This is a genomic window from Streptomyces sp. SID5785 (genome assembly GCF_009870065.1).
GTDB lineage: Bacteria > Actinomycetota > Actinomycetes > Streptomycetales > Streptomycetaceae > Streptomyces.
Genome location: NZ_WWIA01000373.1, coordinates 1 through 12,788, shown reverse-complemented (window position 1 = coordinate 12,788; position 12,788 = coordinate 1). Strand labels below are relative to the sequence as shown.

Annotated in this window: 9 protein-coding genes; 6 read left to right on the top strand and 3 right to left on the bottom strand. The window is 71.8% G+C overall.

What is annotated here, in order from left to right:
* The first annotated feature begins 349 nt into the window (after positions 1-349).
* The gene (locus GTW43_RS12330; protein ID WP_161301699.1) at positions 350-1,765 is read left to right on the top strand and encodes a sugar porter family MFS transporter; all 1,416 of its coding nucleotides are present in this window, start codon (positions 350-352) and stop codon (positions 1,763-1,765) included.
* Between the two features lie 134 nt (positions 1,766-1,899).
* Here GTW43_RS12330 and GTW43_RS12325 read toward each other — a convergent pair whose 3' ends face one another.
* Together GTW43_RS12325 and GTW43_RS12320 are read right to left on the bottom strand one after the other, a co-directional pair.
* Positions 1,900-2,871, bottom strand: a complete 972-nt coding sequence (locus GTW43_RS12325) for an LLM class flavin-dependent oxidoreductase (RefSeq protein ID WP_161301698.1) — start codon at positions 2,869-2,871, stop codon at positions 1,900-1,902.
* Between the two features lie 56 nt (positions 2,872-2,927).
* Positions 2,928-4,373, bottom strand: coding sequence for a cytosine permease (locus GTW43_RS12320; protein ID WP_161301697.1), 1,446 nt, complete (start codon positions 4,371-4,373; stop codon positions 2,928-2,930).
* A gap of 205 nt (positions 4,374-4,578) precedes the next feature.
* Between GTW43_RS12320 and ftsY the strand changes: the two genes are divergently transcribed.
* Complete coding sequence (gene ftsY, locus GTW43_RS12315; protein ID WP_161301696.1) at positions 4,579-5,802, top strand: signal recognition particle-docking protein FtsY; 1,224 nt, start codon at positions 4,579-4,581, stop codon at positions 5,800-5,802.
* A 138-nt stretch (positions 5,803-5,940) separates the two neighbouring features.
* Here the strand turns inward: ftsY and GTW43_RS12310 are convergent, their stop codons facing one another.
* Entirely contained in the window at positions 5,941-6,609 is a 669-nt protein-coding gene (locus tag GTW43_RS12310) for a bifunctional DNA primase/polymerase (RefSeq protein ID WP_161301695.1), read from the bottom strand.
* Positions 6,610-7,069: 460 nt separating this feature from the next.
* Here GTW43_RS12310 and GTW43_RS12305 point away from each other — a divergent pair, with 460 nt between their 5' ends.
* The 4 genes from GTW43_RS12305 to GTW43_RS12290 form a co-directional block, all read left to right on the top strand.
* Entirely contained in the window at positions 7,070-8,554 is a 1,485-nt protein-coding gene (locus GTW43_RS12305) for a hypothetical protein (RefSeq protein WP_161301694.1), read from the top strand.
* Positions 8,555-8,844: 290 nt separating this feature from the next.
* Entirely contained in the window at positions 8,845-10,203 is a 1,359-nt protein-coding gene (locus GTW43_RS12300) for an ammonium transporter (protein ID WP_161301693.1), read from the top strand.
* Positions 10,200-10,538 (top strand): P-II family nitrogen regulator, encoded by a 339-nt coding sequence (locus GTW43_RS12295; RefSeq protein ID WP_161301692.1) that lies wholly within the window; start codon positions 10,200-10,202, stop codon positions 10,536-10,538. Before GTW43_RS12300 ends, GTW43_RS12295 begins: the two co-directional genes overlap by 4 nt.
* Positions 10,539-10,583: 45 nt before the next feature.
* On the top strand, positions 10,584-12,788 hold a 2,205-nt coding region (locus GTW43_RS12290), incomplete at its 3' end, for a [protein-PII] uridylyltransferase (protein ID WP_161301691.1).

Genomic DNA, 12,788 nt, shown 5'->3' with positions numbered 1-12,788 from the left:
TTCACGCACCAGAAGCGGACCATGGAGGTCGCCGACGCGCTGTACGGCGTCTCCATGCAGGGCGACGGTGTGTCGAAGGTCATCAGCCAGCGCCTGAAGTGATCCGGGCGCCCTCTGCGGGGTGTGGACGCGAGGCGAAGCTCCGGCCAGCAGTCTTCAAGACTTGAACTCAAGCGGCCACTCCCGTGCCGAATAATTCACAGCACTCCGACTATTGACTTCGAAACTTGAAGGCATAGTCTCTGCAACGTTGCTTTTACCTTCAGGTGGTGGGCGGCGTGAAGTTGTGCGCCACTGGAAGGGCTCGCCCCCACCCCCGGCAGTGCAGCCGGTGGCCCGAGGAGTACACGTGACCGACACTGCGGCACCCAATTCAGGCGCCCGGGAAGCACATCCCGAGCATCTGGGCCATGTCATCTTCATCGCGGCGGCGGCCGCGATGGGCGGCTTCCTGTTCGGCTACGACAGTTCCGTGATCAACGGCGCCGTCGAGGCCATCCGTGACCGGTACGACATCGGCTCCGCCGCCCTCGCCCAGGTCATCGCGATCGCCCTGATCGGCTGCGCGATCGGCGCCGCGACCGCGGGCCGGATCGCCGACCGGATCGGCCGCATCCGCTGCATGCAGATCGCCGCCGTCCTGTTCACCATCAGCGCCGTCGGCTCCGCGCTGCCGTTCGCCCTGTGGGACCTCGCGTTCTGGCGGATCATCGGCGGTTTCGCGATCGGCATGGCCTCCGTGATCGGCCCGGCCTACATCGCCGAGGTCGCCCCGCCCGCCTACCGCGGCCGGCTCGGCTCCTTCCAGCAGGCGGCCATCGTCGTCGGCATCGCGATCTCCCAGCTCGTCAACTGGGGTCTGCTGAACGCCGCGGGCGGCGACCAGCGAGGCAAGCTCATGGGCCTCGAGGCCTGGCAGGTCATGCTCGGCGTCATGGTCGTCCCCGCCATCCTGTACGGGATGCTCTCCTTCGCGATCCCCGAGTCGCCGCGCTACCTGATCTCCGCCGGCAAGGACGAGAAGGCCCGCAAGGTCCTCGAAGAGGTCGAGGGCAAGTCGGTCGACCTCGACGCGCGCGTGGCCGAGATCGAGCACGCCATGAAGAGCGAGCACAAGTCCACCTTCAAGGACCTGCTCGGCGGCAGCTTCTTCTTCAAGCCGATCGTCTGGGTCGGCATCGGCCTGTCGGTCTTCCAGCAGTTCGTCGGCATCAACGTCGCGTTCTACTACTCCTCGACGCTGTGGCAGTCGGTCGGCGTCGACCCGACGGACTCGTTCTTCTACTCGTTCACCACGTCGATCATCAACATCATCGGCACCGTGATCGCGATGATCTTCGTCGACCGGATCGGCCGCAAGCCGCTGGCCCTGATCGGCTCGGTCGGCATGGTCGTCGGTCTGGCCCTGGAGGCGTGGGCGTTCTCGTTCGACCTGGTGGACGGCAAGCTGCCCAGCACCCAGGGCTGGGTCGCGCTCGTCGCCGCCCACGTGTTCGTCCTCTTCTTCGCCCTGTCGTGGGGTGTCGTGGTCTGGGTCTTCCTCGGCGAGATGTTCCCGAACCGGATCCGCGCCGCCGCGCTCGGCGTGGCCGCCTCGGCCCAGTGGATCGCCAACTGGGCGATCACCGCGAGCTTCCCGTCGCTGGCCGACTGGAACCTCTCCGCGACGTACGTCATCTACACGGTCTTCGCCGCGCTCTCGATCCCCTTCGTGCTCAAGTTCGTGAAGGAGACCAAGGGCAAGGCCCTGGAGGAGATGGGCTGACGCCCGCACTCTCCCACCGACCCGGGGGGATGGACCAAGTCCCCGCTGCCGTCCCCCCGCTGCCGTCACCGCCCGCCGTCCGGACCCCGTGTCCGGGCGGCGGGCGGCGTCGTGCGGGCCCCGGTTCCCCGGGGTCAGGCGGTCAGCCGCGGCAGGACGTTCTCGCAGTACAGCTGGAGGCTGCGCCAGCCCTCGTCCAGCGGCATGCCGCCGGACAGCGGGTGCAGCACGAAGTTGTCGAGGCCCTGGGCCAGGCACTCGTCCGGCGTGACGATCCGGTAGACGCCCTCCGCGCGCAGCTCCTCGACCGTCGTCGCGCCCGACTTCACCGCGGACTTGATGTCTCCCGACTGCCAGGACGCGTACGTCCGGGCCTCGTGCAGGAAGTGCCTGCCGTGCTCGGCCCAGGTGCGGTCGGGGTCCTCGGACAGGTGCAGCAGCGGGGTGGTCTCGCCCGGCATCATCGTCCAGCCCTCGGTGCCGTACTCGGCCAGCCGCTCCTTGTAGTACGCCTCCAGCTGCGGCAGGTGGGCGCTCGGGAAGAACGGCAGTCCCAGGCGGGCCGCACGGCGCGCGGCCGCCTGCGAGGAGCCGCCGACCAGCAGCAGCGGATGCGGCCGGGTGAAGGGGCGCGGCGTGACCCGCACCCGACGCCCGCGGAAGGTGAACTCCTCGCCCGTCCACGCCGTCAGCAGCGTCTCGAGCAGCTCGTCCTGGAGCCGGCCGCGCCGCTTCCACTCCACGTCGAACTGCGCGTACTCCTCGGGCCGGTAGCCGATGCCCGCGACGGTGACCAGCCGGCCGCCGCTCACCAGGTCCAGGACCGCGATGTCCTCGGCGAGGCGCAGCGGGTCGTGCAGCGGGCCGATGATCGCCGAGACCGTGACGGCGATCCGGCGGGTGGCGCCGAAGACCGCTCCCGCGAAGGTGAACGGGGACGGCAGCCAGTTGTTGGCGACACCGTGGTGCTCCTCGGTCTGCACCGTGTCGATGCCGCGGTCGTCGGCGTACGCCGCCATCTCCACGGCCGCCTTGTACCGGGCGCTCAGCGACTCGGGCGTACCGGCCGGATCGACCAGGTTGAACCGTACGACGGAGACGGGCATCGAAAAGTCCCCCTTCACGCGGGCTCGTGTGAAGGGGGACGGTAGCTGACGGTGCGTCAGACAGCCAGGGCCGCGGGCGTCTCGTTCTCGTCCGGCGCGGTCGTCGTGTCGGCCGGCTTGGGCAGGACCAGGTACAGCACGCCCGAGACGACGATCGTGACGACCCAGCCGAGTCCGTACTCACCCAGGAAGTTGTTCGAGGCGAGCGGGCCGGAGAACCAGTCGGAGGAGGTGAACATCAGGCCCGCGACGAGGCCCAGCGCCCACGCGATGACGGCGGCGGGGGAGAAGCCGCCCCTGTACCAGTAGGCACTCGCGCGCGTGGTGTCGATCAGCGCGGTGCTGTCGTAGTGCTTGCGCGTGAACATGTCCGCGCCGAAGACGCCGACCCAGGCGGAGAAGGCGACCGCGAGCAGCGACAGGAAGGCGATGAACGAACCCATGAAGCTCGTGGCGACCAGCATCAGGATCGCGCCGAACACCAGGGAGATCAGGGCGTTGATCGACACGGCCCAGTGGCGCGGCACCTTGAAGCCCAGGGTCTGGGCGGTGAAGCCGGCCGAGTACATCGACATCGCGTTGATCAGCAGCATGCCGACCAGGGCGATGAGCAGGTACGGCACCGCGATCCACAGCGGAAGGATCTCGCCCAGGAAGGAGACCGGGTCGGCGGCCGAGGCCAGGTCCGGCGTGGACACCGCCATGACCGCGCCCATGAGGACCATGGGCAGGACGACGATGCCCGCGCCCCCGATCGAGTTGCGCACGATGGCGGCCGACGAGGCCGTGCGCGGCAGGTAGCGGGTGAAGTCCGGCGAGGTCGGGATCCAGCTGACACCGCCCGCGGCGATCATGCCGATGCCCGCAACCATCAGGGACGTCGAGCCGGCGGGCCGGTGGAAGACCTCGGACCAGTCCGTGTCGATGATCAGGAAGATCAGCACCAGGACGGAGAAGAGGCCGAAGAGGTAGGTCGCGTACTTGTTGCACTTCTGCACGGCGTTGATGCCGAGGCCGGAGATGGCGAAGGTCGCCACCACGAAGAGCAGCAGGGTGACGATCACCAGGAAGTCGTTCTTCTTGATGTCGAAGAGGATGTCCAGCACCGTCAGTACCGCGTAGGCGCCCGTGACCGCGTTGATCGTCTCCCAGCCCCAGCGGGCGACCCAGATCAGCGAGCCGGGGAGCAGGTTGCCGCGCTGCCCGAAGACCGCGCGCGACAGCGCCATGCCGGGGGCGCCGCCGCGCTTGCCCGCGATGCCGATCAGGCCGACCAGGCCGTACGACACGACCGGGGCCGCGATCGCGACGACGACGGCCTGCCAGAAGTTCAGCTTGTAGGCCACGACGAGGCTGGCGCCCATCGTGAGCAGCAGCACACTGATGTTGGCCGCCACCCAGGTGGGGAACAGCTCGCGGGTCTTGGCGGTGCGCTCGGCGTCCGGGACGGGCTCGATGCCGCGGGTCTCGAGTGCGCCTTCGGATTCGGCGGTCTTGCTCATGCGGTGGGGTTCCGTGCCTCTGTGGGGTGGGGCGGGGCCGATCACCTCATGCCTGACGCGGGGTGATCGCGATGGACTCTACGCGCGTTGACGCAGCCTCCTCCATCGTACTTTAGTCCGAGTAGTTCCCTCTGGAGCCCTTTGTTCCTTGGAGGAAGCCACAAGGGCAGCCCGTGCGGGCCCCATGACTGATACTGGACGGGTTATGGACATCGTCATCCTTGCTGTAGTCATCGCCGTGGTCGTGATCGGCGCGCTCGGCGGGCTCGTGGTCGGCAGCCGCAAGAAGAAGCAGCTGCCTCCGCCGCCGCCCTCGGCGCCCGACATCACCGCCGCCCCGCCGGCCGAGCCGCACGTCGGCGACGAGGCCGAGACCCCGCGCGACGAAGCGCGGCGCACGATCGAGGAGGTCGACCTCCCGGCCGCAGAGCCGGCCACCGAACCCGCGGTCGAGGAGCCGGCCGAGGCAGCCCCGGCCGCCCCCGAGATCGAGGTTCCCGAGCCGACCGCGGGCCGCCTGGTGCGCCTGCGCGCCCGGCTCTCCCGCTCGCAGAACGCGCTGGGCAAGGGGCTCCTCACCCTCCTGTCGCGCGAGCACCTCGACGAGGACACCTGGGAGGAGATCGAGGACACGCTGCTCACCGCCGACGTCGGCGTGCAGCCCACCCAGGAGCTCGTCGAGAACCTGCGCGAGCGCGTGAAGGTGCTCGGCACCCGCACCCCCGACGAGCTGCGCGCGCTGCTGCGCGAAGAGCTGCTGAAGCTGCTCGTCCCCGAGTTCGACCGTGCCGTCCACACGGACGGCAAGGACGACAGGGCCACCCCGGGCATCGTGATGGTCGTCGGGGTCAACGGCACGGGCAAGACCACCACCACCGGCAAGCTCGCCCGGGTCCTCGTCGCCGACGGCAAGAACGTCGTGCTGGGCGCCGCGGACACCTTCCGTGCCGCCGCCGCCGACCAGCTGCAGACCTGGGGCGAGCGCGTCGGCGCCCGCACCGTGCGCGGCCCCGAGGGCGGCGACCCCGCGTCGATCGCCTTCGACGCCGTCAAGGAGGGCATCGAGGAGGGTGCCGACGTCGTCCTCATCGACACCGCCGGCCGCCTGCACACCAAGACCGGCCTCATGGACGAGCTCGGCAAGGTCAAGCGCGTCGTCGAGAAGCACGCCCCGCTCGACGAGGTGCTGCTCGTGCTCGACGCGACGACCGGGCAGAACGGCCTGGTCCAGGCCCGCGTCTTCGCCGAGGTCGTGGACATCACCGGCATCGTGCTGACCAAGCTGGACGGCACCGCCAAGGGCGGCATCGTCGTGGCCGTGCAGCGCGAGCTGGGCGTGCCGGTCAAGCTCGTCGGGCTCGGCGAGGGTCCGGACGACCTGGCGCCGTTCGAGCCCGAGGCGTTCGTGGACGCGCTCATCGGGGAGTAGGCACCGCGCCGGCGGCCGGGGCTCCCGTGCCGCCGCGCTGTGCGCCGTGGGGAACCGTGGGCCGGACCGACGGCCCCGTGGTTCCCCACGCCCGTTCCGGGCCCCGGGGGAGTGCGCGCGCTACGGGCAGGGCGTGCGCTACGCGCAGGGCGAGCGGTGCGCCAGGTACGCGAGGGTGCCGAGCAGGAGGCGGGCCTGCGGAGGCCGGTTCGCCGTGTCCAGGCAGGGGGCGCGCAGCCAGGTCGCCGGGCCCAGGCCAGCGCGGTCGGAGGGCGGCGCCGTGACGTACGCACCGGGGCCGAGGGCGTGCAGGTCGAGCGCCGCGTCGTCCCAGCCCATCCGGTAGAGGAGCGAGGGCAGCTCGGCCGCGGCGCCGGGGGCCACGAAGAAGTGGGCACGGCCCTCGGGGGTGGCGACGACCGGGCCGAGCGGCAGGCCCATCCGCTCGAGGCGGACCAACGCGCGCCGGCCGGCCGGCTCCGGCACGTCGATGACGTCGAACGCGCGGCCGACGGGGAGCAGCACCGCGGCCCCCGGGAAGCGGCTCCAGGCCTCGGTCACCTCGTCGAGCGTGGCGCCGGCGGGCACCGTGGCGGACGGGTCGAGGGGGTGGGCGCCGGGCGCCGGGCAGCGCGGCACCCCGCAGGAGCAGTCGGGCCCCACGGCGCGGGCGCCGGGGATCACGTCCCAGCCCCACAGGCCGGTGAACTCGGCCACGTGTGTGCAGTCCGCCGCGCGGCCGGACGTGCGGCCGCGGCGACGCGAGCCCGTGCGCAGCTCACGGATGCCACCGATCGTGAAGCCCATGCCCCCTCCAACGGGTCCCGCGCGCCGGTGGTTACGTGACGGAATCGGATCGTGACCCGATGTGCGCGCCACCTGGTCGAGGTGGCGCTGTGTCGCACCGCGGGTGGTGAACCGGGCGTCACGCGCCCCGCCGCACCCCGTCCCGCTCACTTCCGGCTGTCCTATGTCAAGTGAATCGCGTGGCGGCGCCCCGCAGTTCATTCGAAGGGGTGGCGAATGGTGGCGTTTCCGGGTTCTCCCTCGCCGGAGGGGTGATCGTAGGATTACTTTGAGTACACGAACGGCGGGGTAGATGCACCCGTGGGTATGCCGCAGGCAAGTCGGTTTCCTGTTCGGAGAGTGACAACTGCCGGACACGAGGCCCTTGTTGACGGCATGCTTAGTAAGCCGACGGACAAGAGAGTGCTGACAGGGCTTGACGTCGATCGTCTTAGATGGCTTCAGAGATGGGGGCGTTCCAGTGGGCGGCAGCGGCGGAAGCGTGACGAACGCTGAGAAGCGCCCGAACGAGCTGCTCAGTTCGTGGTTCGTGCGCAGCGGCTGGTCGAAGGGCGAGCTGGCGCGTCAAGTGAACCGTCGGGCGCGGCAGTTGGGTGCCAATCACATCTCCACCGACACCTCCAGGGTGCGGCGCTGGCTCGACGGCGAGAATCCGCGCGAGCCGATCCCCAGGATCCTCAGCGAGCTGTTCTCCGAGCGGTTCGGCTGTGTCGTCGCCGTCGAGGACCTCGGACTGCGCGCCGCGCACCAGTCACCCACCGTCTCCGGGGTCGACCTGCCGTGGACCGGACCCCAGACGGTCGCCCTCATCGGCGAGTTCTCCCGCAGCGATCTGATGCTCGCCCGCCGCGGTTTCCTCGGCAGCTCCCTGGCGCTCGCCGCCGGCCCCTCGCTGGTCGAGCCGATGCAGCGCTGGCTCGTGCCGACGCCGGGAGCCGCCCCGGGCACCGAGCACGCCGCCGAGAGCGACAGCCGCCGCCGGGGGAACAGGCTGTCCAAGCCCGAGCTCGACCTGCTCGAGTCCACCACCGTCATGTTCCGCCAGTGGGACGCCCAGTGCGGTGGCGGCCTGCGCCGCAAGGCCGTCGTCGGCCAGCTGCACGAGGTCACCGACCTGCTCCAGGAGCCCCAGCCGGAGGCCGTCACCCGCCGCCTCTTCAAGGTCGCCGCCGAGCTGGCCGAGCTGGCCGGCTGGATGAGCTACGACGTCGGCCTGCAGCCCACCGCCCAGAAGTACTTCGTCCTCGCGCTGCACGCCGCCAAGGAAGCGGGGGACAAGCCCCTCGGCTCGTACGTCCTCAGCAGCATGAGCCGCCAGATGATCCACCTCGGACGCCCCGAGGACGCCCTGGAGCTCATCCACCTCGCCCAGTACGGCAGTCGGGACTGCGCCAGTCCGCGCACCCAGGCGATGCTGTATGCGATGGAGGCCCGCGCCTACGCGAACATGGGCCAGCCCAGCAAGTGCAAGCGTGCCGTCCGCATGGCCGAGGACACCTTCACCGACGCCGACGACTGGGACGAGCCGGACCCCGACTGGATCCGCTTCTTCTCCGAGGCCGAGCTGCACGGGGAGAACAGCCACTCCTTCCGCGACCTCGCGTACGTGGCCGGCCGCAGCCCCACGTACGCGACGATGGCGGAGCCGCTGATGAAGCGGGCCGTCGAGCTGTTCGGCAAGGACCCCGAGCACCAGCGTTCCTACGCGCTCAACCTGATCGGCATGGCCACCGTGCACCTCCTGCAGAAGGAGCCCGAGCAGTCCACGGTGCTCGCCGACGAGGCCCTCGGGATCGCCCGCAAGGTCCGCTCGGAGCGGGTCAACACCCGGATCCGCAAGACCGTCGACACCGCCGTGCGGGACTTCGGCGGCGTCGCCGAGGTCATCCAGCTCACCGAGCAGCTCGCCGTCCACCTGCCCGAGACCGCCGAAGCGGCGGTCTGACCCGCCGGGGACCGGCTCCGCCGCCTCCCCGCCGCACACCCCGGCCGCGGCCGGCCGTCCCGAACCGCCCGACTCGGCACCCCCACGTCAGGTCATCGAGGACGCCCGACCGCGGCCGGTCCCGCATGTCATCCACGCGTAACACCCACGACCTCTTCGTCACCGCGGCGAAACACCGAGGGGCGCCCACGGAAACGGCGCTGGGCCAAAGTCTGGCGCATAACCGGCCCACCCCTCATGACCGCTCAGGCTTCGCCCGCACGGGGCCGTACAACGACGAGGAGACGCCGATGGCACCAGCCATCACGCTTGCGGCGGACGCACCCGCACTGTCGTCCGCCGACACAGGCTTCATGCTCATCTGTTCCGCCCTGGTGATGCTCATGACCCCGGGCCTGGCCTTCTTCTACGGAGGCATGGTCCGCGTCAAGAGCACCCTGAACATGCTGATGATGAGCTTCATCAGCCTCGGGATCGTCACGATCCTGTGGGTGCTGTACGGCTTCTCGCTCGCCTTCGGCGCCGACAAGGGGTCGCTGATCGGCTGGGACGGCGACTTCGTCGGCCTCAGCGGCATCGGGCTGACCCAGCTCTGGGACGGCTACACGATCCCGGTCTACGTCTTCGCCGTCTTCCAGCTCATGTTCGCGATCCTGACGCCCGCCCTGATCAGCGGCGCCCTCGCCGACCGGGTCAAGTTCACCTCCTGGGCGCTGTTCATCACCCTGTGGGTGACGATCGTCTACTTCCCCGTCGCGCACTGGGTGTGGGGCGCGGGCGGCTGGGCCTTCGACCTGGGCGTCATCGACTTCGCCGGCGGCACCGCCGTGCACATCAACGCGGGCGCCGCGGCCCTCGGCGTCATCCTCGTCATCGGCAAGCGGGTCGGTTTCAAGAAGGACCCGATGCGGCCGCACTCGCTGCCGTGGACGATGCTCGGCGCGGGCCTGCTGTGGTTCGGCTGGTTCGGCTTCAACGCGGGCTCGTGGCTCGGCAACTCCGACGGCGTCGGCGCCCTCATGTTCATCAACACCCAGGTCGCCACCGGCGCCGCGATGCTCGCCTGGCTCGCCTACGAGAAGATCCGGCACGGCGCGATCACCTCGCTCGGCGCGGCCTCCGGCGCCGTCGCCGGTCTCGTCGCCATCACCCCGTCCGGCGGCTCCTGCTCGCCGCTCGGCGCGATCGCCATCGGCGTCATCGCGGGCGTCCTGTGCGCCATGGCCGTGGGCCTGAAGTACCGGTTCGGCTACGACGACTCCCTCGACGTCGTCGGCGTCCACCTCGTCGGCGGCATCGCCGGATCCGTCCTCATCGGCTTCTTCGCCACCGGCGGCGGCCAGTCCGACGCCGCAGGCCTCTTCTACGGCGGCGGCCTCGACCAGCTGTGGAAGCAGCTCGCCGGAGTCGGCGGCGTCCTCGCCTACTCGCTGATCGTCTCCGCGATCCTCGCCTTCGCCCTCGACCGGACCATCGGCATGCGGGTCTCCGAGGACGACGAGGTGTCCGGCATCGACCAGGTCGAGCACGCCGAGACGGCCTACGACTTCAGCGGCGCCGGCGGCGGCATCACGGCCCGCTCGGCCGTGCCGGCCCCCGTCGCCGAGTCCGCACCGGTCACCCAGGACTCCAAGAAGGTGGACGCATGAAGCTCATCACCGCGGTCGTCAAGCCGCACCGGCTCGACGAGATCAAGGAGGCCCTCCAGGCCTTCGGCGTCCAGGGCCTGACCGTGACGGAGGCCAGCGGCTACGGCCGTCAGCGCGGCCACACCGAGGTCTACCGCGGCGCCGAGTACACCGTCGACCTCGTCCCCAAGATCCGCATCGAGGTCCTCGTCGAGGACGACGACGCCGAACAGCTCCTCGAGGTCGTGGTCAAGGCCGCCCGCACCGGCAAGATCGGTGACGGCAAGGTCTGGGCGGTGCCCGTCGAGACGGCCGTACGGGTCCGGACCGGCGAGCGCGGCCCGGACGCCCTGTAGGACGACCCGTCCCAGGACCGCACACGAACGAACGGGAGTCGCCGGGTGACGAGCGTGAACGACGCACCGACCGAAGCAGCGGACGACGAAGGCGCCGCGCCCGGCGGCTACGCGGCGGCCCGGCTGCGCCTCCTCCAGAAGGACGCGCAGCCCGGGCCGTCGCGCCGTGCCGCCCTCTCGAACCTCACCGACGACTGGCTCGCCGGGCTCTTCGGGGGAGGGACGCCGGGCGCCGCGCTCGTCGCGGTCGGCGGGTACGGACGCGGCGAGCTCTCCCCGCGCAGCGACCTCGACCTCCTGCTGCTGCACGACCCCGGCACGGACCCCGGCGCGGTGGCCGCGCTCGCCGACCGCATCTGGTACCCCGTCTGGGACCTCGGCCTCGCCCTCGACCACTCCGTGCGCACCCCCGCCCAGGCGCGCAGGACCGCCGCGGACGACCTCAAGGTCCAGCTCGGACTGCTCGACGCCCGGCACGTCGCGGGCGACCTCGGCGTGACCGCCGGACTGCGCACCGCCGTCCTCGCCGACTGGCGCAACCAGGCCCCCAAGCGCCTGCCCGAACTGCGCGAGCTGTGCGAGGAGCGGGCCGAGCGCCAGGGCGAACTCCCCTACCTCCTCGAACCCGACCTCAAGGAGGCCCACGGCGGCCTGCGCGACGCCACCGCGCTGCGGGCGGTCGCCGCGTCCTGGCTGGCCGACGCGCCCCGCGAGGGCCTCGCCGACGCCCGGCGCCGCCTCCTCGACGTCCGCGACGCCCTGCACCTGGCCACCGGCCGCGCCACCGACCGGCTCGCCCTCCAGGAACAGGACCAGGTCGCCGACGCGCTCGGACTGCTCGACGCCGACACCCTGCTCCGCCAGGTCTACGAGGCCGCCCGCACCATCGCCTACGCCGGGGACGTCACCTGGCGCGAGGTCGGCCGCGTCCTCAGGTCCCGCTCCGTGAGGCCCCGGCTGCGCGCCATGCTGGGCGGCCGGCCCGCACCGGCCGAGCGCTCGCCGCTCGCCGAGGGCGTCGTCGAGATGGACGGCGAGGCGGTGCTGGCCCGCGCCGCGAAGCCCGAGCGCGACCCCGTCCTGCCGCTGCGCGCCGCCGCCGCTGCCGCCCAGGCGGGGCTGCCGCTCTCCCTGCACGCCGTGCGGCGCCTCGCGCAGACCGCCCGCCCGCTGCCCACGCCCTGGCCCGCCGAGGCCAGGGAAGCGCTCGTCACCCTGCTCGGCGCCGGCCGGCCCACGGTCGACGTCTGGGAGGCCCTGGAGGCGGAGGGGCTGATCACGCGGCTGCTGCCGGACTGGGAGCGCGTCCGCTGCCGGCCGCAGCGCAACGCCGTGCACACCTGGACCGTCGACCGGCACCTCGTCGAGACGGCCGTGCGCGCCTCCGCGCTGACCCGGCGCGTCGGCCGCCCCGACCTGCTGCTCGTCGCCGCACTGCTGCACGACATCGGCAAGGGCTGGCCCGGCGACCACGCGGTCGCGGGCGAGGTCATCGCCCGCGACGTCGCGTCCCGGATCGGCTTCGACCGCGCCGACGCCGCCGTCCTCGCCGCACTCGTGCGCCACCACCTGCTGCTGATCGACACCGCCACACGGCGCGACCTGGACGATCCGGCGACGGTGCAGGCCGTCGCCACGGCGGTCGGCTCCGTCGGCACCCTGGAACTGCTGCACGCCCTCACCGAGGCGGACGCGCTGGCCACCGGACCCGCCGCCTGGTCGTCCTGGCGGGCCTCCCTCGTCACCGACCTGGTCCGGCGCGTCGCCGCGGTCCTGACCGGCGACGAACCGGGCGGCCCCGGCGCCGACGACCCCGAGGCGGCCGCCCCCACGGCGGAGCAGGAGCGACTGGCCGTCGAGGCGTTCCGCACCGGCGGGCCCGTGCTCGCCCTGCACGCCCGCACCGAGCCCGCCCCCGCCGACCCGGCCGGCCCCGACGAGCCCGCGGATCCCGAACCCCTCGGGGTCGAACTGCTCATCGCGGTGCCGGACCAGCCCGGCGTGCTGCCCGCCGTCGCCGGCGTCCTCGCCATGCACCGGCTCACCGTGCGCACCGCCGAACTGCGCACCCTGGACCTGCCCGGCGACATCCCCGGCACGGTCCTGCTGCTCGACTGGCGGGTCGCCGCCGAGTACGGCTCGCTGCCGCAGGCCGCCCGGCTGCGCGCCGACCTCGTCCGCGCCCTCGACGGCTCGCTCGCCATCGCCGCCCGGCTCGCCGAGCGCGACGCCGCCCACCCGCGGCGGCGC

Coding starts and splice junctions, on each gene's coding strand:
- GTW43_RS12310 (WP_161301695.1), bottom strand. CDS start 6,609: ATGGGCTTCACGATCGGTGGCATCCGTGAGCTGCGCACGGGCTCGCGT.
- GTW43_RS12320 (WP_161301697.1), bottom strand. CDS start 4,373: ATGAGCAAGACCGCCGAATCCGAAGGCGCACTCGAGACCCGCGGCATC.
- ftsY (WP_161301696.1), top strand. CDS start 4,579: ATGGACATCGTCATCCTTGCTGTAGTCATCGCCGTGGTCGTGATCGGC.
- GTW43_RS12300 (WP_161301693.1), top strand. CDS start 8,845: ATGGCACCAGCCATCACGCTTGCGGCGGACGCACCCGCACTGTCGTCC.
- GTW43_RS12295 (WP_161301692.1), top strand. CDS start 10,200: ATGAAGCTCATCACCGCGGTCGTCAAGCCGCACCGGCTCGACGAGATC.
- GTW43_RS12325 (WP_161301698.1), bottom strand. CDS start 2,871: ATGCCCGTCTCCGTCGTACGGTTCAACCTGGTCGATCCGGCCGGTACG.